The following is a 23,722-nucleotide window of genomic DNA, read 5'->3' as shown; positions in this document are numbered from 1 at the left end:
AGGAGGGCCGTAACCCGTGGCGATATCGGACATCAAGGAATACGCCCATCTGACCGATGCCGACGTCGAAGCGCTCGGCGTCGAGCTCGACGCGATCCGACGCGACATCGAAGCGTCGCGCGGCGAGCGAGATGCGCGATACATCCGTAACACCATCAGACTCCAGCGCACGCTCGAAATAGGCGGTCGCGCTGTGCTTTTCGCCAGCCGTAAGCGCCCGGCGTGGTTGTTGGGGACCGGCATGCTCGGTGCCGCGAAGATCATCGAGAACATGGAGCTCGGGCACAATGTGATGCACGGGCAGTGGGACTGGATGAACGATCCGGAGATCCACTCCACGTCGTGGGAATGGGACAACACTGGACCGTCCGCGCACTGGAAGCAGACCCACAACTACATCCACCACAAGTACACCAACGTCCTCGGCATGGACGACGACGTCGGCTACGGCCTGCTTCGTGTCACCCGCGACCAGCGATGGAAGCCCTTCAACCTGGGTAACCCGGTGTACAACCTGCTGCTGCAGCTGTTCTTCGAGTACGGCGTCGCCGCGCAGCACCTCGAGCTCGGCAAGGTCGCCAAGGGACGCGTGCCACGCGAGGAGTTCGAGCAGAAGCGTCGCGAGGTGCTCGAGAAGATCGGCAAGCAGATCGCGAAGGACTACGTCGTCTACCCGGCGCTCACCGGTCCGGCGTGGAAGAGCACGCTGACCGCGAACATCGTCGCCAACATGATTCGCAACGTGTGGACCAACACGGTCATCTTCTGCGGTCACTTCCCCGACGGTGCCGAGAAGTTCACCAAGGCGGACATGGACAACGAGACACAGGGTCAGTGGTACCTGCGTCAGATGCTCGGCAGTGCGAACTTCGACGCCGGTCCTGTCATGGAGTTCATGAGCGGCAACCTCTGCTACCAGATCGAGCATCATCTGTTCCCGGACCTGCCCAGTAATCGGTTGCGGGAGATCAAGGTTCGCGTTCTCGAGCTCGCCGAGAAGTACGACCTGCCCTACACGACGGGCTCGATCGGCAAGCAGTACCTGCTGTCGTGGCGCACCATCGCGAAGCTGTCGCTGCCGAACAAGTACCTGAAGGCGACCGCGGACGATGCCCCGGAAACCGCGTCGGAGAAGAAGTTCGCCGGCGCCGCCGGTGGTCTGCTGACCATCGATCCCGAGACGGGCAAGCGTCGCGGACTGCGTACCGCGATCCAGGAATCGAAGAAAAACAAGGGAATTCGCGGCCTCGTCGCGAAATTCACCAAATGACCTCGTGAGTGAAAATGTATAGCCCGCTATACATTTTCACTCACGTAGCGCCTACCAGGCCTCGTTCGTACGTACCGCTTCCAGCAGGAGCCGGACCGCGTGGACGCGTCGAGCCGCATCGCCGGTGAGGGTGTCGAGGGCGCATTCGGGATCTGCGGGCGGACCGAGGTGCGTACACCCGCGGGGGCAGTCCTCGATGGTCTGCGCGAGGTCGGAGAACGCGGCCACCACATCCTCGGGCGAAATGTGCGCGAGGCCGAACGATCGAATACCGGGGGTGTCGACGACCCAGCCACCACCCGGCAACGGCAGAGCGACGGACTGCGTCGACGTGTGACGTCCTTTGCCGACGCCCGAGACGACGCCGGTGGCGCGGTGGGCGTCGGGCACGAGTCTGTTGACGAGAGTCGATTTGCCGACCCCGGAGTGGCCGATCAGCGCAGTCACGGTGCCGGTGAGAATTCCGGTCACCTCACCGAGGTCCTCCGTCTGCCCCGCGAGCACCACGGGCACGTCGAGGTCTGCGAACGCTGCCACGAACTCCGCGGGATCGGCGAGGTCGCTCTTGGTGAGGCACAGGATCGGCGTCAGACCGCCGACATAGGCCGCGACCAAGGCACGCTCGACGAACCCGGTTCGTGGGGGAGGGTCGGCAAGCGCCGCGACTATGAGTAGTTGTTCGGCGTTCGCGACGACAACACGTTCGTACGGATCGGTGTCGTCTGCGGTGCGCCGCAACACCGTTCGGCGTTCGGAGACTCGAACTATGCGGGCCAGAGTGTCCACTTTGCCGGACAGATCCCCGACGATGTCGACGTCGTCGCCGACGACGATGGGTGTGCGGCCGAGTTCGCGCGCCCGCATCGTCACCACCGGTTTGGCAGGATCCCCGCCGAGGACGCATCCCCAGCGACCTCGGTCCACCGAGACCACCATGGCCGATTCCGCGTCTGCATGGTCGGGGCGCGTCTTCGTCCTGGGGCGTGTGCTCTTGCCCGGACGAATCCGCACATCCGATTCGTCGTACCGACGGGGACTCAGGACGACGACCCTTCGTGCGCAGGCGAGCCGGCCAGCATCTGGTTCCACAACGCAGCGAAGCCCGGCAACGTCTTGGACGTCGTGTCGATGTCGTCCACCTCGACCCCGTCGACGACGAGTCCGAGAATGGCTCCCGCCGTGGCCATTCGGTGATCCGCGTACGCGTGCCACACACCGCCGTGCAGGGGCACGGGTCGGATCTCCAGGCCGTCCTCGATCTCGATCGCGGTGCCGCCGAGTCGCGTGATCTCGGTGGTCAGCGCCGCGAGACGGTCGGTTTCGTGCCCACGGAGGTGCGCGATCCCTCGCAACCACGACGGGCCTTCGGCAACTGCGGCGAGTGCCGCGACGGTAGGCGTCAACTCACCGACGTCGTGCAGATCGACATCGATGCCGCGCAACTTCTCCGGGCCCCGGACGACGAGAGTCCCGTCGTCGAGCCTCACGGCGGCGCCCATCGACTCGAGAATGCCGCGGATGGCATCGCCGGGCTGCGTCGTCGTCGACGGCCAATGCGGCACTCGCACTTCGCCGGAAGTCACCGCGGCGGCCGCGAGGAACGGCGTGGCGTTGGACAGATCGGGCTCGACGACCCAGTCGACGGACCGGATGGGCCCTGGATGCACGCGCCACGTATCGGCGTCGCCGCTGTCGGCAGGGGTGTCGACGCGAACGCCTGCGGCTCGCAGCATCTCGACGGTCATGTCGATGTGCGGCATCGACGGGACGGGCTTGCCGACGTGGTGGATGGTGACCCCGTCGTCGAACGCGGCTGCCGACAGCATGAGACCGGAGACGAACTGAGACGAGCCCGACGCGTCGATCTCGACGGACCCGCCTGCAACGCTTCCAGAGCCCGTCACGGTGAACGGAAGAGCATCTCCGTCCACCTGCGCGCCGAGCGACCGAAGGGCCCCGAGGATAGTGTCCAGCGGCCTGGAACGGGCCTGCTCGTCACCGTCGAATGCCACTGCGCCCCGAGCCAGGGCAGCGAGGGGCGGGACGAAACGCATGACCGTTCCTGCCAGGCCGCAATCGATGGTCGCGCCGCGCAGGGGAGCTGGAACGACGGTCAACGACGTCGGGTCGGCCGGATCGATGTCGATGACGACTCCGAGATCGCGCAACGCGGCGATCATGAGGTCGGTGTCACGACTTCGGAGGGTTCCGGTCACCGTCGACGTTCCCTCGGCGAGCGCGGAGACGACCAGCGCGCGATTGGTGATGGACTTCGATCCGGGCAACGTGACGGTTGCGTGGACTGGGGTGGTTGCGGTCGGCGCTGTCCAATTGCTCACCTGCCCATCTTTGCGCATCGACGTTCACGTCGTCACGATGGGCGCGGTGACTGCGTGGGTGAGTCGAACGAGTTCACGGGGATCGAGTTCGATCTCCAGCCCGCGCCGTCCGCCGCTGCACAGCACACGATCCCAGCCGAGCGCGGAATCGTCGACGACGGTAGGCAGTGCTCGCTTCTGGCCGAGAGGGGAAATGCCTCCGAAGACGTAGCCGGACGAACGTTCGGCTTCGCCGCGTTCGGCCATCGCGACCTTGCGGGTGTCGAGTGCCGCGGCAGCGGACTTGAGCGACAGCGTCTTGGTGACCGGGAGGACGGCGACGGCGAGTTTTCCGTCGTGCTTGCGGATCACGAGCGTCTTGAAGATCTGCGCGCGCTCGACACCGAGGCGTTCGCACAGGATGTCGGCGGCTTCCGTCCCGAACGATTCCGAGCGCGGATCGTGGTCGTAGGTGTGAACCTCGTGGTCGACCTTCGCTCGAGCGAGTACCGCTATAGCTGGTGTCGATGCGGCGGCCATGCGCGTCACTGTATCGGTGGGAACACGTCGAGCAGTCTCGGTGTTCTTCTGGTTCGAGTATCTAACGAGCAGGAAGGGACACGCTGTGGCTGCAACCACGACCGAGCGACCCGTCCGCGCTGCCGGTGGCAGTGCGATCTACGTGAAGGACCTGACAGAGCCCGCGGTAACCTGGTCGAACATGGCTACCGAAGGGATCAGCGTGGAGGAAGTCGAGCGCACAGCTCAGGCGGCGGCTGAATCGGAGACCGAACTGACGGAACGTTTCGAACGTGACGCGCTCCCGATGCTGGACCAGCTGTACGGTGCCGCACTGCGCATGACGCGAAACCCTGCAGACGCGGAAGACCTGGTCCAGGAGACCTACATCAAGGCCTATTCCGCCTTCCGGTCGTTCCGTGAAGGCACGAATCTCAAGGCCTGGTTGTACCGAATTCTGACCAACACCTACATCAACTCGTACCGGAAGAAGCAGCGGCAACCCGCGCAGTACCCGACCGACGAGATCACCGACTGGCAGCTCGCCGCTACGGCCGAGCACACGTCGACCGGCCTGCGGTCGGCGGAAGTCGAGGCGTTGGACGCCTTGCCCGACGACGACATCAAGACTGCACTGCAGTCGTTGCCGGAAGAATTCCGCATGGCGGTCTACTACGCCGACGTCGAGGGATTCCCGTACAAGGAGATCGCCGAGATCATGGGCACGCCCATCGGAACGGTGATGTCGCGGCTGCATCGTGGCCGCAAGCAACTCAGGGGTCTGCTCGCCGGTGTGGCCCGCGAGCGTGGATTCAATCGGGGCGGCGCGGTCGACGCGCACGAGCAGGAGGTTTCGCGGTGACATCGGATGCGGAGAACAGCGAGTTCGAGAAGCTGGACTGCTCGGCGGTGATCGCCGATGTATGGCTGATGTTGGACAACGAGTGCGACGAGGGAACCAAACACCGACTGAAGCGCCACCTGGACGAGTGTGGTTCGTGCCTCGCTGCATATGGAATCGAGGAGAAGGTCAAGAGCCTCATCGGGCGCAAGTGCGGGGGAGAGCAGGCGCCTGCCGGGCTCCGAGAGCGATTGAGCATCGAAATTCGACGGACCGTTCTGATCAAGCAGTCCGAGATCGACTAGAACCAGCCGAACACGGAGAAGGCCGGGAAGCATCGAGCTTCCCGGCCTTCTCGTGTATCAGGGCACTGCGTCAGCTGTTGGGACGCTTGCCGTGGTTTGCCTTGTTGTTCTTGCGACTGCGCTTCTTGCGTCCACGCTTACCCATGTGTAGCTCCTCTCGTAGGTTCACTACAGTCTTTCACGTGAGACCGAGTGCGCTTCCACGGGTCTCGTGGAGCGTGGGACGAGAGGGAGAGTCATGGCCGAGGACGTGCGGGCGGAAATGGTGTCGACTGTCTTTCAGATCGTCGTGGCAGAGGGCGACACGGTCGCCGTCGGCGATACGCTCGTCGTTCTCGAATCGATGAAGATGGAGATCCCGGTACTCGCCGAGACCGCAGGTATGGTGACGACCGTCGGCGTCGAGGTCGGTGACGTGATCCAGCAGGGCGATCTCATCGCCGTCGTCGCCTGACCAGCGAACCACCGCTGAGATGTCCACGCTGAGCGACCTCCTGGCCGAGCACACCGATCTGCCGGGTGAGGCCGTCGACCATCTGCAACGGGTCGTAGGCGAATGGCAACTGCTCGCCGATCTGTCCTTCGCTGACCTGCTGTTGTGGGTCGGTACCGACGACGTCGCCGGTAGCCCCGATGCGAAGGTGCTGTGCGTGGCGCAGTGCAGGCCGACCACTGCGCCGACCGCGTTCACGGAGGACATGGTCGGAGCCGTGGTGTCCGAATCCCAGCACCCGACGGTCATCGATTCGCTGATCACCCGCGAGATCGTGCGTGGCGAGGTTCGCGGATCGGAGAGCGTGCCGGTCCGGTGCGGAGAGCACGTCATCGCCGTACTGACGAGAGACACGAGCCCCGCGCAGCAGCGCAGGCCAAGCTCGCTCGAGATCGCCTATCGCACCAGCGCCGACGATCTGTGCCGCATGATCAGCGACGGCACGTTCCCGACGCCTGTGGAACGGACGGACGTCAATTCGTCGCCGCGTGCAGGCGACGGGTTCATCCGTCTCGACACCGAAGGCAGGGTCGTCTACGCGAGTCCGAATGCCCTTTCCGCGTATCACCGGATGGGTTTGGCAACCGAACTGTCTGGGCGGGATCTTGCGTCGGTGACGCGATCGCTGATCACCGACCCGTTCGACTCGCAGGAGGCTGCGGACCATATCCGAGCGACGCTCTCGTCGAGTGTCGGGCACCGGATGGAAGTCGACGCCCGCGGCGCGACGGTGCTCATCAGGACGCTGTCGTTACGCCCCCGCGACCGCTCGGTCGGAGCCATCGTGCTCGTCCGCGACGTCACCGAGGTGAAGCGTCGGGACCGAGCGCTGCTCAGCAAGGACGCGACGATCCGCGAGATTCACCATCGCGTCAAGAACAATTTGCAGACCGTCGCTGCACTGTTGCGATTGCAGTCGCGGCGGATGGAGAACGAGGAAGCGCGTTCCGCGCTGTCGGAGTCCGTGCGACGCGTGACGTCGATCGCCGTCGTGCACGAGATGTTGTCGATGTCGGTCGACGAAGAGGTCGATCTCGACGAGATCGTGGATCGTCTCGTTCCGATCATGCTCGATGTCGCCACGGTCGACTCCCGTGTTCGAGTCAAGCGGGAGGGCAAGCTCGGAGTGTTCTCCGCGGAGCGTGCGACACCGCTGGTCATGGTGCTGACCGAATTGGTCCAGAACGCGATGGAACACGGGTTCGAGGCAGGCTCGGCCGGAACCGTGCTGATCAAGGCCGACCGTTCGGCCCGCTGGCTCGACGTCGTGATCCACGACGACGGACAAGGGCTGCCGACGGGTTTCTCGCTCGAACGATCGGAAGGACTGGGGCTGCAGATCGTGCGCACGTTGGTGTCGGTCGAACTGAGTGGTTCGCTCGGACTGCATCCCGCACAGGGCGGCGGAACCGATGCATCCCTTCGGGTTCCACTCGGTCGCCGGGCGCGGCACTGACTGCCCACCACGTCGCGGTGATGCCGGAAACGTGAAAGAACCCGGCACCCTCGGGTGCCGGGTTCTTTCACGACATGCTCGTGCGATACGAGTATCCGATCCGTTACCTAGACGGAACTGCGTGCACGCGTACGTGCATTGCGTCGCTTGAGTGCGCGACGTTCGTCTTCGCTCATTCCACCCCACACGCCTGCGTCCTGGCCGGACTCGAGTGCCCAGGAAAGGCACTCTGCGGTGACTGGGCAACGCGTGCAGACGACCTTGGCATCAGCGATCTGCGCGAGCGCCGGGCCACTGTTTCCTACGGGGAAAAACAGCTCCGGGTCTTCGTCGCGACAAATGGCTTTGTGGCGCCAGTCCATCCTCTGCTCCTTACCGGGCGCCGTAGCGCCATAGTTTCTCTGTAGTTCACGAGTGCGTATCGAATGTTTCCGCACTGTTGCTTGTGAATGCTTTCACGAACTTAGGGGAAGTCAATAGATAGCCGCCGGTCCGTGGTCAAGCTCACGCTGTTAGGCTCGCTTAAGCCTCCTGCGCTCCTTTGTACCCTTCCAGGGTTGTTTCTGCTGAGATTTCCCCAGCAAAACAGGCCTGACAGCTGGTCTTGCGTCCTGTCCTACGGGGACGTAACTGCCCGATCGGGCAGGTCCGCGCCAGCTGTCGGAGCCAGTACTTCCAACACCGCCGGGGTCGAGAAGAATTCCGCCTCCGTGCGCTCTCCCAAGTAGTCCCCGTCCATCTGCAATCCGATCGGTTCCGACGACGTGATGCGGATTCGGGGGACGTCGTCGTGCCGGAAGAGTTTGCGGGACTTGGGTTCCGCGGTCGCCGACAGGAGTTGCCGCGAGACGTTCAAGCTCGGAAGAACCTTCGTCGTACGCATGGCGAACAGGCCGAGTCCGGTCTCGAACGACGTACCGGGGTTGGTGTGAACCGGCCGCTCGTTCAGGTAAGTCCACGGACTCGAATTGGACACGAAAGCGTAATGAACTCCCGTTACCGAATCGTGATCCGGAATGTCGACGGTCAGCGTCGGCTCGTGACGTTTCTTGCGGAAGAACTCGCGTACAGACGACCGCACGTATCTGCTCGCGGAGACCGGTCTGCCGTCCTTCCTGCTCGCGTCGATGGCGCGGCAGACGTCGGCATCGAGCCCCAGGCCGGCATTGAAGGTGAACCACCGATTGTCGCAGTGGCCGAGTCCGATGGTCCGTCTCGATCGCGACGCGAGGAGATCGATCAACTGATTCGTCGCGGCCACTGGATCGGATGCGATGCCGAGTGACCTCGCGAACACGTTCGCACTGCCGCCAGGAACGACTGCGAGTGGTGGGATCGCCCCGATGGTCACGGACTTCATCGATGTGGGTAACGGGACACCGAGCATGCCGTTGACGACTTCGTTCACGGTGCCGTCGCCGCCGTGCACGATCACCAGACCCATTCCGTCCTCGCGGGCCTGGCGGGCCAGCTCGGCAGCATGATCGCGATGCGTCGTATGCGCCACGGTGACCCGAACACGGCTCGACAGAGCGTGTGCAAGTAGGTCGCGGGCGGCGGGGGTGGTCGAGGTCGCATTGGGGTTGACGATCAAGAGCGCGCGCACGGGGACTGAGCCTAACGTGGGCGTGTTCTAGGCTGGCCGGGTGTCGACGCCCTCACTGCCTCAGGTGCCTCCCGCGACGTTCCGATCGGCCGGGGTGCTCGTCGCCGTCGAGGGGGTCGTCGCACTCGTCGCAGCGGTCGTTCTCCTGGTGCGTGCGCTCGAGGGTTCGGATCGCACCACCGCGAACGGCTACGGAACTGCCGGGTGGTTCGCGGTGATCGGAGTGGCGGTACTCGCCGCGGGCATAGCGTTGATCGCGGGCAGGCGATGGGGACGTGCCATCGCACTCGTCGTGCAGCTGCTGTTGCTTCCCGTCGTCTGGGCGTTGCTCACCGATTCGCACCAGCCTCTGTACGGGGCTGTTCTCGGTGCCGGGGTGCTCGCGATTCTGGTGCTGCTGTTCAGTCCACCGTCGTCCCGCTGGATGGCCGCCGAGTACGGCCCCGACGAGGAAGAGCGCTAGCTCTGCTTCCTGCCTGTCCTGACGGACGGATGGATGTTGTGCACGGAGATCTGCCGGTACGCGTGCTCGAATCCGAGGACCGAATATGCCGCCGGGGACAACGCGAATCGTTTGCCCTCCGAGACGGGTAGCTCGATCCACCGGGTCAGCAGCGCACGCGAGAAGTGTCCGTGGCCGACGAGAACCACGTCGCGTTCCTCGAGCGCGGACAAGGCGACGGACAGGACCAGATCGGCGCGGGTGCCGATCTCGTCGATCGTTTCGCCGTTCGGGCACGGGTGCGTCCAGACCGTCCAGTGCGGAACGCTCTTCCGAATCTCCTTCGTGGTCAGACCTTCGTAGTCGCCGTAGTCCCACTCGGCCAACGCGTCCCACGACCGATCGATCTCGAGACCGGCCAGGCGCGCGGTGTGCTGCGCCCGCGCGCGTGGACTGCACAACACAAGCGGAGCGCGCAGATCGAGTTCCTGCACCAGCGTTCCTGCCGCAACCGCCTGTTCCTCACCGACCGCGGTGAGGGGAACATCGGTGGTTCCGGTGTGACGACCCGTCGTCGCCCACTCGGTCTCACCGTGTCGCAGTAGCACGACGCGTCCGATGTCACCGTTGGCTGATGTGGTCATGGGGTCAATACTGCCGTGCGTGGCGCGCGGCAGACGCGGCAGGGACCACCGAAACGGACGAAACCGACTGTGGTGTCGGGTCTCACAGTCCCGTGCGCAGATCTGTTCGGAAATCGAATTGAGTGACCGGCGACATCAGGGAATACTGTTTCGCGTCGACCGGAACGCTCGGCGCACATCGCGTGCCCCGCTTGGCGTCGGTAGCCGTCTCGAATGCCCTTCGCTACGTCGACAGCTCTTTCTCCATCGGTCAGATAACTCTTCCACTTGCCAGAACGAAGGACGGATGCCCATGACGCAGCCAGGATCATCGCCGCCGGCCGCAGGCGACAAGCTCGATTCGGCCGTTCTGAAGGTCGCGGGCGTCGTGGTGCTCGGCGCCATCATGTCCATCCTCGACGTCACCGTCGTCAGTGTGGCGCTGCCGACGTTCATGGACGTCTTCGACGCGACCTACGCCACCGTCGCGTGGACCATGACGGGATACACCCTCGCTCTCGCAACGGTCATTCCGCTGACCGGATGGGCAGCGGACAGGTTCGGTACCAAACGCCTGTACATCACGGCGCTCGTTCTGTTCGTTCTCGGATCGGTGCTGTGCAGCTTCGCGTGGGACATCACGACGCTGATCGCGTTCCGGGTACTTCAGGGCCTCGGTGGCGGCATGCTGATGCCGCTGGGCATGACGATCATGACTCGCGCCGCGGGACCCGAACGCATCGGTCGCGTCATGGCCGTGCTCGGCGTACCCATGCTGCTCGGGCCGATCAGCGGACCGATCCTCGGTGGCTGGCTTCTCGAAGCTGCGAGCTGGCACTGGATCTTCCTGATCAACGTTCCGATCGGCTTCGTCGCGCTCATCGCCGCTGTCGTGATCTTCCCCAAGGACGATCCGACGCCGTCGGAATCGTTCGACTTCCTGGGCATGCTGATGTTGTCGCCGGGTCTCGCGTTGTTCCTGTTCGGTGTGTCGTCGATTCCCGAAACCGAAACCGTGTTCGCGACGCGTGTGCTCGTGCCCGCGATCGTCGGAGCCGTTCTGATCGTGCTGTTCGTGTTCCACGCCCTGCGCACCGAGCACCCGCTGATCGACCTCCGCTTGTTCGCGAACAGGGCTCTGACGGTCGCCGTCATCACCACGACGCTCTTCATGGTCGCGTTCATGGGTGCGGGCCTGCTGTTCCCGAGTTACTTTCTGCAGATCCGTGGCGAGACGACGCTCGCGGCCGGTTTGCTGCTCGCCCCGCAGGGTATCGGCGCGATGTTGACCATGCCGATCGCAGGCACACTGGCCGACCGCATCGGACCGGGAAAGATCGTTCTGACCGGCATGGTGTTCATCACCGCAGGCATGGCCGTGTTCACACAGGTCGGTGCAGGGACGTCGTACTGGATCCTGCTCGGTGCGCTGTTCGTCATGGGCATGGGTCTCGGATCGACGATGATGCCGATCATGACGGCCGCGTTGCAGACGCTGACCGATCACAACGTGGCACGAGGCTCGACGTTGATGAACATCGTGCAGCAGACGGCAGGTTCCATCGGCACGGCCGTCATGTCGGTCGTGCTGACGAACCAACTGAAGAACGTCGTGAACGCGACGTCACCCACCGATGCGCTGGACATCTCCGCCGGCGCATTCGGAACGACGTTCATGGTTGCACTCGTGCTGATCGTGTTGACGTTCGTGCCCGCGTTCTTCCTGCCGCGCAAGAAGGTCACCCCGGTCGACGGCGCCGACGGCACGAAACCGGTTCTGCTGCACTGATACCGGCGTAGTACGCACGCGCGAGTGGGCGCGTCGGACATCCCTGTTCGTGGGGATCCGACGCGCCCATCGTCGTCTTCGTCTGGCCCCCGGCGCCGATGTGGGAGAGGATCTAACGCTGTGACGACTGTATTGGCGGTTGCGAATCAGAAGGGTGGCGTCGCGAAGACCACGACAGTGGCATCTCTTGCGGCGGCACTGCATGCGCTGGACCAACGAGTTCTCGTGGTCGACCTCGATCCCCAAGGCTGTCTCACGTTCTCGTTGGGGCACAACCCGGACAAGCTCGACAAGTCGGTGCACGACGTCCTGACCGGAGACATGACGGTGTCGGACGTCGTCGTCGAGACGAGCGAGGGGATCGTCCTGTTGCCGGCGACCATCGATCTCGCGGGTGCCGAGGCATTGCTGCTGATGCGTCCAGGTCGGGAGTACGCGCTCAAGCGGGCGTTGGCGTCGGTGCTCGACGATTTCGACGTCGTCGTCATCGATTGCCCGCCGTCGCTCGGCGTTCTGACGCTCAATGGCTTGACCGCGGCTCATTCGGTTCTCGTCCCGTTGCAGTGCGAGACGTTGGCGCACCGCGGGGTCGGACAACTGCTGCGTACGGTCTCCGACGTCCAGCAGATCACCAATCCGGACCTCGCCCTGCTGGGCGCTCTGCCGACGTTGTTCGACGCGAGGACCACGCACAGCCGTGACGTACTCGGGGACGTGTCCGATCGGTACCAGCTGCCGGTGCTGGCGCCTCCCATCCCGAGGACCGTGCGGTTCGCCGAGGCCACGGCGTCGGGTGCATCGGTGTTGTCGGGACGAAAGAGCAAGGGCGCGCAAGCGTATCGCGAACTGGCGACGAACCTGCTGTCCTACTGGAACAACGGCTCCGAGTTGGAGACGTACTCGCCGTCGGCGGGCGACTAGGAACCGGCTGCCAGCGCGACGACCGTGTCCTGACGCTGTTCGAGAACGACGTCACCGACTACGGCTGTCCCGATCGGACCGGTGTACCCGGCGCGATCCACCGCGACGGTGTCGTCGATGGAGCCTGTCGCGGGGTCGATCACGGCGATGCCGTCGGGCACCGGCACGAGAAGTCGGCCGGCCATGACCGCACCTGGACCGAGGGCCGACGGTAACGACCACGCCGGAGACAGATCGCCCAGGTTCAGGGCCACGGTTGCCGTGCCCGTCCACCATGCGAAGACCGAGGCTGCCTTGACGGGTTCGGTATCGGGAAACGGACCCGTACCCGCGACTGCGTCGGGTAGCTCGAACTCCGACAGTGGTTGGGCGTTGCCGTCGTAGATCCCGACCCGCGCCGGAATGCCCGCAGTGGTCGGAATGGCAAGTGCCACACGGTCTCCCGACGCGACGAGAACGGTCGCGCCATCGAAAGCGCCGCTCGGTCCTTCGAGAGCGGCCACGACGGACGATCCGTACACCTCGGGCTGCTGAGCGTCCTTCGGCGCAGGGGCGAGCATCGTCAGCCGTGCAGCGGACTCGCCAGGGCACCGTTCGAGAACGGCGACGCGAGAGCTGTTGGACGCCGACGACAGGAGCGTGCACCCGGTGCGCGGTTGGCTGTTCGGGTTGACCGGAGCGTCCACGCGCCCGTATTCGAGGGTGCGCACGAGATCTGATCGCCACACTTCCATGCGTGTGTCACCGCGTGCCGTCAGGTAGGTTCCGTCGTCGCTGGTGTGGACGGCGTCGTCGGCGTCGGATGTGCGCTGCGCCTTCCTGTTTCCGGTGGCGCCGTCGAGTTCGGTGACCTGCGAGCACCCGCGGTCGTCGGAGAAGACCGCGACCGCGGTGTTCCATGCGTCGGTCACGCTGCACAGATCCCGATCCCGTGAATAGGACCACGCGACCGACCCCGTTGCCGGGTCGAGGCCGCGCACTGTGCCGCCGTCGCCGGTGACGACCGCCGAGCCGGTGACAGCGGGGGAGCGCGTGACCGGACTCGATGCTCGCCAGACTTCGTTCAGAGACGTGGGCACCGACGTGGCGGTGTCTGCCTGCGGAAGCGGTGATGCGGCCGGCGAATACGTGGTGCCGTGCGCGTCGCTCCGGAGCCATACGACTCCGAGAGCGACCACTGCCACGACGAGAATCACCGCTGCCGCGACGAGATCCGATCGCCGTCGACGTTCCGGTGCCAGCACAGTCGGAAAGACTACTCCGACGCGGTGGGAGCGGACGTGGCCGAGGCAGGCGAGCGGCGACGACGCCGACGCCTACGCGGTGCGGCGTCCTCGGAGCCGGTCGCGTCGGTGGCGCCGGAGGCAGCATCCGCGTCACCGGCGGGCGCCGACTCGCCACCCGACTCCGTACGAGGACTTGTGGGCTTGCCGGCCCTCGTGCGCGTCCGCGAGCGGGTGCGTCGCGGCTTGGTCGGTGCGGAAGCCTCGTCGCTGTCCGACGTCGGTGCGTCCGACTCCGTGGGCGTCTCGGCGGGAGCCTTCTTGATCGAGCCCGACACGTCGGTGGGGATACCCAGGTCGGTGAACAGGTGCGGTGAACTCGAGTACGTCTCCACCGGGTCGGGGATCTGAAGATCGAGGGCCTTGTCGATGCTCTGCCAGCGAGGAATGTCGTCCCAGTCGACGAGGGTCACGGCAATACCCGTACGACCTGCGCGGCCGGTACGGCCGATGCGGTGGACGTAGGTCTTCTCGTCCTCGGGGCACTGATAGTTGATGACATGGGTGACGTCGTCGATGTCGATGCCTCGTGCCGCGACGTCGGTGGCGACGAGAACATCGATGCTGCCGTTCCGGAACTTCTTCAGCGCTTTCTCGCGCTGAATCTGGTTCAGGTCACCGTGCACGGCGCCGACCGCGAAGCCGCGCTCGAGTAGCTCGTCGGCGACCTTCTGCGCGGTGCGCTTGGTCCGGACGAAGATCATCGTCGCGCCGCGACCGTCGGCCTGCAGGACCTTCGACACCATCTCGACCTTGTCGAGTGCGTGGGCGCGGTAGATGTGCTGCGTGGTGCGGTCGTGCACCGCAGAGGATTCGGCTTCCTCTGCCCGGATGTGCGTCGGCTGGGTGAGGAACGTACGGGCGAGCGTGATGATCGGCCCGGGCATCGTTGCCGAGAACAGCATCGTCTGGCGTCCGGCATGCGACGACTGCGCGGACGGGCCGTCCGGCACCATGCCGAGAATGCGCTCGATGTCGGGCAGGAAGCCCAGGTCGAGCATCTCGTCGGCCTCGTCGAGGACGAGGACGCCGATCTTTCCGAGGATGAGATGGCCCTGCTTGGCGAGGTCGAGCAGACGACCGGGGGTGCCGACGACGACGTCGACGCCCTGCTGGAGTGCGCTGATCTGCGTCTCGTAGGGACGTCCGCCGTAGATCGACAGGATCTTCACCGGGCCGTTGGTCGACTTCAGGTACTTCGACGCGTTGGCGAGATCGGAGCTGACCTGGATGCACAGCTCGCGCGTCGGCACGATGACCAGTGCACGGGGTGTGCCGTCGAGCGGCGTGGTGCCGGAGTCGGTGGTCGCGACGCGGTGCAGAAGCGGGACGCCGAAACCGAACGTCTTGCCCATGCCGGTGCGTGCCTGACCGATGAGGTCGTCGCCCGCCAGCGCGAGGGGCAGCGTGAGTTCCTGGATCGCGAAGGTGCGTTCGATTCCGATGTCGGCCAGCGAACGCACGATGTCGTCGCGAACTCCCAGTTCGGCGAACGTGGGCGGGACGTGCGTGTCGTCCAGTTGCGCGGACAACGTGGTGTCGCCGGTCTCGGATTCTTGGTCGATGATGATCTTGCTCAGGGGTCTGGCCTTCCTCGTGGTCACACGTACGCACGAAGAAGGGCACAGGCCTATTGCCGGCCGAAGTCGATGCCCTCGTCCCGATGTGATGTCGCATCGAGCCTCAGCCGTGTCGGTAGAAGACACACGATCGGCGAAGCAGTCGTAGCGACCCGGGACAGGTGCGCACACATTGTCATCGGACCTGCGCGGTGAAATCGGTCCGTGTGAAAAAGGTCCGCGCGCTGATCCGTGGACCATGGTAGCTTGCCGAGCGCTTCGGACCGGTATCGACGCACATTCATGGTGTCCACGCGGCCACTCGAGGTGTGAGTTTTCGCATGTGTGCACGATCGGTGTGACCGCGGCGGTCGAGACATAGGATTGCCCTCATGGGAGCCCATTCGTCAGATGCTGTGACCTCCGACCCGTCGATCACCGGCGTCGCCGACGATCCCCGGATCGCCTACGACCACCCGGGCGTGTCCGAGCTGTTCGCGGTGCTCGCTTACGGCGAGATCTCCGCGTTCTACCGGCTCGCCGAGGACGCCAGGATGGCGCCTACGCTGCAGGGACGTGTCGCGCTGGCGAGTATGGCAGCGGCCGAGATGAATCACTTCGAGACTCTGGTGCAGGCACTGTCGGGCCGAGGAATCGACGTGTACACGGCAATGGACCCCTACGTGCGCGCCCTGGACGAGTACCACGCGTCGACCAACCCGTCGACGTGGCTGGAGACGTTGGTCAAGGCGCACGTCGGCGACGGCCTGGCCGCCGACTTCTATCGGGAGATCGCTCACACTCTCGATCCGGCGGTGGCCGCGACGGTCCGAGAGGTTCTGGCCGAAACGGGCCACTCCGAGTTCGTCGTGCACGAGGTGGCGACGCGAGTGAAGGCGAGTTCGCAGGACAAGGCGCGCCTGATGCTGTGGGGACGGCGTCTGCTGGGCGAGGCGATCACACAGGCGCAGTACGTCCTCGCGCAGCGCGAGGAGTTGACCGATCTGGTCATCACGGCGTCGGGAGATCTGAACGGCGTCGCTGCGTTGTTCGATCGTATGCAGGAACAACATGCCGAGCGGATGAAAGTTCTCGGCCTCGTCTGAGGATCGCAGTCGGCGTGGGTGTTCGCTGACAGCACGTGCCCGCCACGCGCGTGGTGAGGTCCTGCTGCACTAGCCTGGGCGAAGCAGCTGAAGTTTCTCTAGGAGTTCGGAGGTTGGCCGTGGAGGTCAAGATCGGTGTGTCGGAAAGCTCTCGCGAGCTCGTGGTGAACAGTGCTCAGTCTCCCGACGAGGTCGAAGCGCTCGTCGCGAAGGCGCTCGAGGGCAAGGACGACGTGCTCTCGCTCGTCGACGAGAAGGGCCGCAAGTTCCTGATCCACACCTCGAAGGTCGCCTACGTCGAGATCGGCCCCGCCGATGCGCGCAAGGTCGGGTTCGCAACCTAGGAGCCGTACATGCAACGAGGCCCCGTATCGACTGTCGATACGGGGCCTCGTCGTATGTCTCGGATTTACGGGGACTGCAGCGGAACGTGCGACAGACCGCCCCACGCCAGCGACACCGTGGTGTCGACTGCGTCTTCCTTCGAGATGGGTCGGTCCGCTTCGAGCCAGTAGCGAGCCGTGAACTGGCTTGCGCCGACGAGGCCCACCGCGAGTACGCGGGCGCGGTACGGATCGAGACCGGAATCGTGGGCGACGAGGTCGAACACCGCGTCGACGCACGCCTCGGTTGCCTGCTCGACGCGTGCGCTGACCTGAGGTTCGCCCATGAGGTCCGACTCGAAGACGAGTCGAAAGCCTTGCGAGTCCGTGTCGACGAAGTCGTAGTAGGCGAGCACGGCTGCTCGGACGCGCTTGCGGTTGTCCGTCGTGGAGCGCAACGCCTGACGGACCCCGGAGATCAGCGAGTCGACGTAGCTCTGGAGGACGGCGAGGTAGAGCTCGAGTTTGCCGGGAAAGTGTTGGTAGAGGACAGGCTTGCTCACGCCCGCGCATTCGGCGATCTCGTCCATTCCCGACGCGTGATACCCGCGCGTGACGAACACTTCGCTCGCTGCCGCCAATAGTTGTGCGCGTCGCGCATCGCGGGGCAGTCGCGCGCTGCGACGGCCGGCCGTGGGGGCCGGACGGTCCGAGGACGCCCGATCCGCGAGTTCAGTCATAGTGCTCGATCCCATCCGCATTCGTCTCTGCACCCGTTGTGGGGGACCCTCGCTCGAGATCTGTGTGGTCTCGATTTCGGGTAGTGCAGATCGTCGCAACGATACCTCCCGCGAGCGATGTGGCCGAGACGACGGTCCGTGAGGGCTCGGTTGCGTGCGAATTTCGGACAGCGCAGTCGGTTCGATACTGCGGTCCGATTCCGTCTGTGGGTTTGTTCGGAGTCACTGATTTCGGCGCGGCGGACGGAGGATGTCGTCGACTGTGAGATTCTGGCGTGGTGACTGACCGAGGTGGGCCGCGGCGCAGCGCAAGGAATCGACCCCGCGCTGACGACTCCCGCGACGCGGAACGAGAGCGGCAGTATTCGACTGTCGGCAACCGCGCGCGCCGAGGCTACGACGACCACGACTCGGGCGACTTCCCGCCCGAGGTCGGTGCACGAGGCTCTCATCAACCGCTGCGCGCGCAGTGGGATCCGACGACCCGCACCGAGCCGCGCAGGCCGCGCTCGAGGTCTCCGCGCCCGGAACGTCAGGCCAAGAAGCAGAGCAAGCTTGGAAAGTTCGCGTCGGTCTACGGCTGGCGCGCGTATGCGATCCCGATTCTTCTGGTCGTGACGGCTTTGGTCGTGTTCGACGCCGTTCGCACCGGCGACCCCGCGACGACTACCGCCGGAAGTCCGACCCAGCCCGCCGATCCGGGGTTCGGTGCGTTGAGCACCGACTCCACCAATTCGACCGACGTCATCGGTGTGCCGCCCGCCGCCGACGGGAACTTCGCCGAGTCCATTCCGTCGGGCGAGTTGCCCGACGGCGGCCCGTTCGCGGTTCAGGGCGCGGGTACGTGGCACGGCGTGCCGGGTACGACAGCCCAGGTCGGGCAGGGCACCGAGCGGGTGTTCACCTACACCGTCGAGGTCGAGGACGGCGTCGACACCGTCGGGTTCGGCGGCGACGAATCATTCGGCCGTCTCGTCGACCAGACGCTCGCGAACCCGAAGAGCTGGACAAACGATCCGCGATTCGCATTCCGGCGGATCGATTCGGGTGACCCCGATTTCCGGATTTCGTTGACGTCGCAGATGACCATTCGTCAGGCGTGCGGCTACGACATCCAACTCGAAGTGTCCTGCTACAACCCCGGTATCGGCCGCGTCGTGCTGAACGAACCACGGTGGGTACGGGGTGCGATCGCCTACCAGGGTGACATCGGCTCGTATCGTCAGTATCAGATCAACCACGAAGTAGGGCACGCGATCGGTTATCAGCAACATCAGCCATGTGAGACCGAGGGTGGACTGGCGCCGGTGATGATGCAGCAGACGTTCGGAACCGCGAACGACGACATCGCGCGGCTCGATCCGGAAGGTGTCGTCCCGATGGACGGCAAGACCTGCCGGTTCAATCCGTGGCCCTATCCCCGAAGCTGAGAGCGAGCAGGAAACAGGACATGACCCAGCTGCCCCCGCTGGTCGAGCCGTCGGCGCCGTTGTCGCACGACGAGGTCGCGCGTTACAGCAGACACCTGATCATTCCCGACGTCGGAACCGTCGGCCAGCGACGACTTCGCAACGCACGTGTGCTGGTCATCGGCGCGGGCGGACTCGGATCGCCTGCGCTGCTGTACCTCGCCGCAGCAGGGGTCGGGACGCTGGGCATCGTCGAGGACGACACGGTCGAGATGTCCAACCTTCAGCGTCAGATCATCCATGGCCGCTCCGACGTGGGCCGGTCGAAGGCGCAGAGCGCAGCCGAGTCGATCCGTGAGATCAACGACGGCGTCGACGTACGCCTGCACGAATTCAGACTCGACCGAAGCAACGCCGTCGCACTGTTCGAACAGTACGACCTGATCCTCGACGGCACGGACAACTTCGCGACGCGCTACCTCGTCAACGACGCAGCCGTTCTCGCACGCAAGCCGTACGTGTGGGGATCGATCTACCGGTTCGAAGGCCAGATATCGGTGTTCTGGGAGGACGCCCCGGGCGGCGTCGGCCTCAATTATCGGGATCTCTATCCGGAAGCGCCTCCGCCGGGGATGGTGCCGTCGTGCGCCGAGGGCGGTGTGCTCGGTGTGCTGTGCGCGTCGGTCGGATCGGTCATGGTGACCGAGGCGATCAAGCTGATCACCGGCATCGGGGAGACGCTGTTGGGGCGACTGATGATCTACGACGCCCTGTCGATGAACTACCGCACGCTACGTGTGCAGCGAGATCCGGATCGCTCGCCGATCACCGAATTGATCGATTACGACGCCTTCTGCGGTGTCGTGTCGGACGAGGCCGTTGCGGCCGCGGACGGCTCGACGATCACGCCCGTCGAACTGGCGGCGCTGATGAAGGACTCCGACGACGTCGCGCTGATCGATGTGCGGGAGCCGGTCGAATGGGACATCGCCCACATCGAAGGCGCGACGCTCGTACCGAAGGGAAAGATCCTGTCGGGGGAGGCGCTCGCCGATCTGCCGCAGAACCGTCGGATCGTGCTGCACTGCAAGACCGGTATTCGATCGGCGGAAGCTCTTGCCGTGCTGCACGATGCGGGGTTCGCCGATGCCGTGCATCTGCAGGGCGGGATCGTCGCGTGGGCCGGGCAGGTGGATCCGAGCCTTCCGCAGTACTAGCGCGCCTGCGTCGGGCCGCGGTCGGTCGGCGGTACCGTGACGAGCGTGAGCTCTGTGGAACCTCCTCAACACGTGATCTCCACGTTCGGGCTGCGCGATGTGCCTCCCATCCCGCTCGGAGCAGACTGGGACGGCGGGTGGCGACTCGGTGACGTCGTGCTGTCGCCCGTCGCCGATCATGCGCGCGCGGCGTGGTCCGCGAAGGTGCGAGAGAACTTGGTGGTCGACGGCGTCCGACTCGCTCGTCCGGTGCGCTCGACCGACGGGCGCTACGTCGTCAGCAGTTGGCGCGCAGACACGTTCATCGAGGGCTCGCCCGAACCGCGACACGACGAGGTCGTGTCGTTGTCGGTGCGATTGCACGCAGCGACCGCTCAGCTGGATCGACCGCGTTTCCTGTCTCAGCTTCCCGTCGCGCCGTGGGCCGACGTCGATGTGTTCTCGGCCGCCGACAGGGCCGCGTGGGAGGCAGTTCCGCTGCGGGCTGCCCGCGGCACGGGTGCGCCCGAGGTGGTGTCCGACGACGGTAAGCAGAGTCTCGAGCTGATCAAGCAGCTCGCCAGCCTGCGCAAACCCGTCGAATCGCCGGATCAGTTGGTGCACGGTGACCTGTTCGGCACCGTTCTGTTCGAGGGCAGTGACGCACCCGGCATCACCGACATCACGCCGTACTGGCGGCCCGCATCGTGGGCAGCAGCCGTCGCGGTCGTCGACGCGATCTCGTGGGGCGGCGCGGACGACGCACTCGTCGGTCGCTGGGAGGATCTGCCGGAGTGGCCGCAGATGCTTCTGCGTGCACTGATTTTTCGTTTCGCGGTGCATGCGTTGCACGCGCGTTCGACGCCTGAGGCGTTTCCGGGGTTGGCGCGCAGTGCCGATCTCGTCCGTCTGCTGCTCTGAGCCGGCAGGGCCCGGTCAGTCGGCGCGAACGAGCTCGTCGAACAGCACCCGTGCTGCTTCACCGGCGCGATCGGCGTCGCCGTCGACGATCGCGTCGACCAGTGCGTCGTGCTCGGCGTCGTAGTTCAGATCGTGTGCGATGAGGTGATGCAGCATCGCCTGCTGGATCACCGGAAGTAGGGAGTCGTAGAACTCGAGATAGACGGTGTTGTGGCTCGCTGCCACGATCGCTCGATGGAACAGCGCGTCGACTGCGATCGATTCGGCCGTGACTCCGGTGCGCATCGATTGGTTCCGATTCGCGAGTGCCTCGGTGAGTGCGCGGATGTCCTCGTCGTCCCGGCGCTCGGCGGCGAGGATCGCTGCAGTCACTTCGAGCGCCCTACGCAGCTCGGTCACGTCTCGATCGAGGGCGTCGGCGAAGTATTTTCCGAGCGTTCCGCCCAGGTCCGACGTGGCAAGTACGAAGGTGCCCGAACCCTGTCGACGTTCGACCATTCCAGCGTGGACGAGCGCCTGGACGGCTTCACGGACGGTGTTTCGTCCGGTGCCGGTCATCTCGCAGAGCTCGGATTCGGTCGGTATGCGCGAGCCGACCGGCCACCGCTTGGACACGATCTCGTCCCGTAGCTGCGCGGTCACCTGGGAAATCAGGCTGGAGCGCTGAACCTGCTGCACGTTGGTCTCCCCGTCGTTCTTCGCGATCGATGCCATGGTAACGCTTTGCCACCGATGATCCGGTCATCCTATGATTCTTGCCGTGGGTACCAGCGCCGTCACCGAGACTTCAGACCGCATCGACTCCTCAGTGCTCGTCCGCGGGCGCATTCTGGTCTTCGCTGCGGTCATCGTCTCCGCTCTGACACTGCGCGCTGCCGTCACGAGTATCAGTCCACTGTTCGGCCGAATCGGCGAGGACCTTCACTTCGGATCCGGGGTCGTCGGCATCGTCGGAATGTTGCCGCCCGCGATGTTCGCCGTGTTCGGCCTGCTCACGCCTGTGATCGCGAAGCGCACCGGGCTCGAGCGCGCCGCCCTGATCGCGATGACACTGACCACGGTCGGCATGGCCGCACGCGCGTTCGCACCTGGTACCGCGTCGTTGCTGGTGCTCTCGGCCGTGGCGCTTGCCGGTATGGGAATCGGCAACGTCGTCATTCCGCCGCTGGTGAAGCGCTATTTCTCCGATCGTCTCGCAATCGTCAGCACGATGTACATCTGCGCACTGCAGGTCAGCACACTGGTTCCTCCGCTGTTGGCTGTTCCCGTCGCCGACGCGCACGGGTGGCGCCTCTCGATCGGTGTGTGGGCCGTCGTCGGTCTGGCAGCGGCGCTGCCGTGGCTCGGTGTCGTGTGGGCCCGCCGCGGCCACGATGTGAACGATGTGTCCGAGGAGCAGGGGTCGGCTGCGGTTCACGAGCACTCGGCCGGCCGCATCTGGCGGTCGTCGCTCGCGTGGGGCATGGTCGGCATGTTCGCGATGACGTCGTTCATCACCTACGCGATGCTGACGTGGCTGCCGACGCTGCTGACCGACGCGGGTATCGGCGAGGCTCCCGCGGGCGCATCCGTCGCGGCGTTCGGTGCGATGGGTCTCGTCACCTCGCTCGGGGCGCCGTCGCTGTGCGCGCGTCTGCGTAACCCGTACGGTCTCGTCGTCGCGGCTGCGGTGTTCTACCTCGTCGGATTCGCCGGGCTGCACTTTTCACCGACCGTGGGCACCGTCGTCTGGGTCTGCTTGATCGGTCTCGGCACGTTGACGTTCCCGATGTCGCTGACGCTGATGAATCTGCGCACCCGTACTCCGGCCGGATCGTCGGGGCTGTCCGGATTCACTCAGGGACTCGGGTACGTCGTCTCGTCGATGGGGCCGCTGTCGTTCGGCCTGCTGCACACGCTGTCCGGCGGATGGGGTGTGCCGATCCTCGCCCTCACCGGCTGTGTCGCGGTCCTGCTCGTGGCTGGTTTCTACTGCTGCAGGCCTCGCATGCTCGAAGACACCTGGTGACGTCGCCGACCTGTCTCGTCGAATTTGTCGAATCGACGCTGCCTACCGAGTGAACGTGAGCTTTTCGTCCTCGGTGATTCGCGATTGCTTGGTTGCCCGGGCGGCAATTGTCGCAACAAATGTCGATTGCGCCGCGTCGTCGTCGAACTGCCGGGTGGCCAGCGTCTCGAGGACGGCATGACGGCCCGTGACTCGCGGCACGGAGGCCGGCGCTAGTGGTGAACAACACCGCCAGTTGTCCTGCGGCCCAAGGCCACACTCATGGTATTCGCGAAATGTCGCCGGCGCTTCGAGCGCTGTTTCGACGGATGAATCCATGGATGCCAGCAGCTTGCGTGGATGTGCGGCATGTTCGGTCGGCAAAGTTACTTTACTTGCATTCCTGTGTTTCCGTTTTGTCAAGAAACTCTCACAGATCTTGAATAAGACTGCGCGAAAGTATGTTTCGTGGCTCGAGTACGTCGATTCTCACGGTTCGGTTCTGCTTCATGTATGCGGAAGTTAACCTGAACGACTCCAACTCGGCCGCCTAGCGAAACAAATGTTGTTGAACATTGCATTTGTCCGACCAGGGCCTTGTGGCGTGCCGTTCAC

25 protein-coding genes are annotated in these 23,722 nt (G+C 64.9%); 14 read left to right on the top strand and 11 right to left on the bottom strand.

The genetic code is table 11. From position 1 onward, the window contains the following. Nucleotides 1–16 precede the first annotated feature (16 nt). Complete coding sequence (locus tag CHB96_RS21640) at nt 17–1,270, top strand: fatty acid desaturase family protein (RefSeq protein ID WP_089250103.1); 1,254 nt, start codon at nt 17–19, stop codon at nt 1,268–1,270. Between the two features lie 51 nt (nt 1,271–1,321). Here the strand turns inward: CHB96_RS21640 and rsgA are convergent, their stop codons facing one another. From rsgA to ybaK, 3 genes are all read right to left on the bottom strand, one after another. After that, complete coding sequence (rsgA, locus tag CHB96_RS21635; RefSeq protein ID WP_089250245.1) at nt 1,322–2,206, bottom strand: ribosome small subunit-dependent GTPase A; 885 nt, start codon at nt 2,204–2,206, stop codon at nt 1,322–1,324. A 101-nt stretch (nt 2,207–2,307) separates the two neighbouring features. Further along, on the bottom strand, nt 2,308–3,627 hold the full coding sequence (aroA, locus tag CHB96_RS21630; protein WP_089250101.1) for a 3-phosphoshikimate 1-carboxyvinyltransferase: 1,320 nt from the start codon (nt 3,625–3,627) through the stop codon (nt 2,308–2,310). Between the two features lie 6 nt (nt 3,628–3,633). After that, nucleotides 3,634–4,128: a Cys-tRNA(Pro) deacylase gene (gene ybaK / locus CHB96_RS21625; RefSeq protein ID WP_089250099.1), complete on the bottom strand. Its 495-nt coding sequence runs from the start codon at nt 4,126–4,128 to the stop codon at nt 3,634–3,636. A gap of 181 nt (nt 4,129–4,309) precedes the next feature. Here ybaK and CHB96_RS21620 point away from each other — a divergent pair, with 181 nt between their 5' ends. Both CHB96_RS21620 and rsrA read left to right on the top strand, forming a co-directional pair. After that, nucleotides 4,310–4,969: a sigma-70 family RNA polymerase sigma factor gene (locus CHB96_RS21620; RefSeq protein ID WP_089250243.1), complete on the top strand. Its 660-nt coding sequence runs from the start codon at nt 4,310–4,312 to the stop codon at nt 4,967–4,969. Further along, a complete protein-coding gene (rsrA, locus tag CHB96_RS21615) occupies nt 4,966–5,253 on the top strand; it encodes a mycothiol system anti-sigma-R factor (protein ID WP_089250097.1) in 288 nt (95 codons plus the stop codon). The genes CHB96_RS21620 and rsrA overlap by 4 nt, the downstream gene beginning before the upstream one ends. Nucleotides 5,254–5,323: 70 nt before the next feature. Here rsrA and CHB96_RS30405 read toward each other — a convergent pair whose 3' ends face one another. Continuing rightward, on the bottom strand, nt 5,324–5,398 hold the full coding sequence (locus CHB96_RS30405) for a 50S ribosomal protein bL37 (protein WP_099052202.1): 75 nt from the start codon (nt 5,396–5,398) through the stop codon (nt 5,324–5,326). A gap of 93 nt (nt 5,399–5,491) precedes the next feature. Between CHB96_RS30405 and CHB96_RS21610 the strand changes: the two genes are divergently transcribed. Both CHB96_RS21610 and CHB96_RS21605 read left to right on the top strand, forming a co-directional pair. Next, complete coding sequence (locus tag CHB96_RS21610; RefSeq protein WP_089250095.1) at nt 5,492–5,707, top strand: biotin/lipoyl-binding carrier protein; 216 nt, start codon at nt 5,492–5,494, stop codon at nt 5,705–5,707. 19 nt (nt 5,708–5,726) lie between these two features. Beyond that, nucleotides 5,727–7,202, top strand: a complete 1,476-nt coding sequence (locus tag CHB96_RS21605; RefSeq protein ID WP_089250093.1) for a sensor histidine kinase — start codon at nt 5,727–5,729, stop codon at nt 7,200–7,202. Between the two features lie 107 nt (nt 7,203–7,309). On the opposite strand, the gene CHB96_RS21600 is transcribed toward CHB96_RS21605, so the two are convergent. After that, nucleotides 7,310–7,564, bottom strand: a complete 255-nt coding sequence (locus tag CHB96_RS21600; RefSeq protein WP_026347946.1) for a WhiB family transcriptional regulator — start codon at nt 7,562–7,564, stop codon at nt 7,310–7,312. 254 nt (nt 7,565–7,818) lie between these two features. Next, the gene (locus tag CHB96_RS21595; protein ID WP_089250091.1) at nt 7,819–8,808 is read right to left on the bottom strand and encodes a diacylglycerol/lipid kinase family protein; all 990 of its coding nucleotides are present in this window, start codon (nt 8,806–8,808) and stop codon (nt 7,819–7,821) included. 40 nt (nt 8,809–8,848) lie between these two features. On the opposite strand from CHB96_RS21595, the gene CHB96_RS21590 reads away from it, so the two are divergent. After that, nucleotides 8,849–9,271, top strand: coding sequence for a hypothetical protein (locus tag CHB96_RS21590; RefSeq protein WP_089250089.1), 423 nt, complete (start codon nt 8,849–8,851; stop codon nt 9,269–9,271). Here CHB96_RS21590 and CHB96_RS21585 read toward each other — a convergent pair. Then, nucleotides 9,268–9,894: an acid phosphatase gene (locus CHB96_RS21585; protein ID WP_176444423.1), complete on the bottom strand. Its 627-nt coding sequence runs from the start codon at nt 9,892–9,894 to the stop codon at nt 9,268–9,270. The genes CHB96_RS21590 and CHB96_RS21585 overlap by 4 nt on opposite strands. Nucleotides 9,895–10,186: 292 nt before the next feature. Here CHB96_RS21585 and CHB96_RS21580 point away from each other — a divergent pair, with 292 nt between their 5' ends. Both CHB96_RS21580 and CHB96_RS21575 read left to right on the top strand, forming a co-directional pair. Beyond that, nucleotides 10,187–11,662 carry a DHA2 family efflux MFS transporter permease subunit gene (locus CHB96_RS21580; RefSeq protein WP_089250087.1) on the top strand — a complete coding sequence of 492 codons (1,476 nt, stop codon included), beginning with the start codon at nt 10,187–10,189 and terminating at the stop codon, nt 11,660–11,662. Nucleotides 11,663–11,782: 120 nt separating this feature from the next. Continuing rightward, nucleotides 11,783–12,583, top strand: coding sequence for a ParA family protein (locus tag CHB96_RS21575; protein WP_089250085.1), 801 nt, complete (start codon nt 11,783–11,785; stop codon nt 12,581–12,583). Here the strand turns inward: CHB96_RS21575 and CHB96_RS21570 are convergent. Then, on the bottom strand, nt 12,580–13,827 hold the full coding sequence (locus CHB96_RS21570) for an Rv3212 family protein (protein WP_089250083.1): 1,248 nt from the start codon (nt 13,825–13,827) through the stop codon (nt 12,580–12,582). The two genes, CHB96_RS21575 and CHB96_RS21570, sit on opposite strands and share 4 nt — an antisense overlap. Before the next feature lie 11 nt (nt 13,828–13,838). After that, nucleotides 13,839–15,470, bottom strand: coding sequence for a DEAD/DEAH box helicase (locus CHB96_RS21565; protein WP_176444422.1), 1,632 nt, complete (start codon nt 15,468–15,470; stop codon nt 13,839–13,841). A 347-nt stretch (nt 15,471–15,817) separates the two neighbouring features. Between CHB96_RS21565 and CHB96_RS21555 the strand changes: the two genes are divergently transcribed. Beyond that, nucleotides 15,818–16,531: a ferritin-like fold-containing protein gene (locus CHB96_RS21555; protein ID WP_089250079.1), complete on the top strand. Its 714-nt coding sequence runs from the start codon at nt 15,818–15,820 to the stop codon at nt 16,529–16,531. Nucleotides 16,532–16,650: 119 nt separating this feature from the next. Further along, on the top strand, nt 16,651–16,875 hold the full coding sequence (locus CHB96_RS21550; RefSeq protein ID WP_176444421.1) for a DUF3107 domain-containing protein: 225 nt from the start codon (nt 16,651–16,653) through the stop codon (nt 16,873–16,875). A 65-nt stretch (nt 16,876–16,940) separates the two neighbouring features. Here the strand turns inward: CHB96_RS21550 and fasR are convergent, their stop codons facing one another. Beyond that, on the bottom strand, nt 16,941–17,594 hold the full coding sequence (gene fasR / locus CHB96_RS21545) for an HTH-type transcriptional activator FasR (RefSeq protein WP_089250075.1): 654 nt from the start codon (nt 17,592–17,594) through the stop codon (nt 16,941–16,943). 458 nt (nt 17,595–18,052) lie between these two features. Here fasR and CHB96_RS21535 point away from each other — a divergent pair, with 458 nt between their 5' ends. The 3 genes from CHB96_RS21535 to CHB96_RS21525 are packed head-to-tail and all read left to right on the top strand — an operon-like array spanning nt 18,053 to nt 21,120. Further along, nucleotides 18,053–19,024: a DUF3152 domain-containing protein gene (locus CHB96_RS21535; RefSeq protein ID WP_245866004.1), complete on the top strand. Its 972-nt coding sequence runs from the start codon at nt 18,053–18,055 to the stop codon at nt 19,022–19,024. Between the two features lie 20 nt (nt 19,025–19,044). Further along, on the top strand, nt 19,045–20,220 hold the full coding sequence (moeZ, locus tag CHB96_RS21530; protein ID WP_089250071.1) for an adenylyltransferase/sulfurtransferase MoeZ: 1,176 nt from the start codon (nt 19,045–19,047) through the stop codon (nt 20,218–20,220). Between the two features lie 45 nt (nt 20,221–20,265). Next, nucleotides 20,266–21,120 (top strand): TIGR02569 family protein, encoded by an 855-nt coding sequence (locus CHB96_RS21525; protein ID WP_089250235.1) that lies wholly within the window; start codon nt 20,266–20,268, stop codon nt 21,118–21,120. Between the two features lie 15 nt (nt 21,121–21,135). On the opposite strand, the gene CHB96_RS21520 is transcribed toward CHB96_RS21525, so the two are convergent. Further along, entirely contained in the window at nt 21,136–21,798 is a 663-nt protein-coding gene (locus CHB96_RS21520; protein WP_089250233.1) for a FadR/GntR family transcriptional regulator, read from the bottom strand. 82 nt (nt 21,799–21,880) lie between these two features. On the opposite strand from CHB96_RS21520, the gene CHB96_RS21515 reads away from it, so the two are divergent. Next, nucleotides 21,881–23,128 carry an MFS transporter gene (locus CHB96_RS21515; RefSeq protein ID WP_089250231.1) on the top strand — a complete coding sequence of 416 codons (1,248 nt, stop codon included), beginning with the start codon at nt 21,881–21,883 and terminating at the stop codon, nt 23,126–23,128. Nucleotides 23,129–23,722 lie beyond the last annotated feature (594 nt).

The sequence above is a fragment of the Rhodococcoides kyotonense genome (genome assembly GCF_900188125.1).
Lineage (GTDB): Bacteria > Actinomycetota > Actinomycetes > Mycobacteriales > Mycobacteriaceae > Rhodococcoides > Rhodococcoides kyotonense.
Note: the sequence above shows the minus strand (reverse complement) of the source record. Positions and strands in the feature narration are given on the sequence as shown.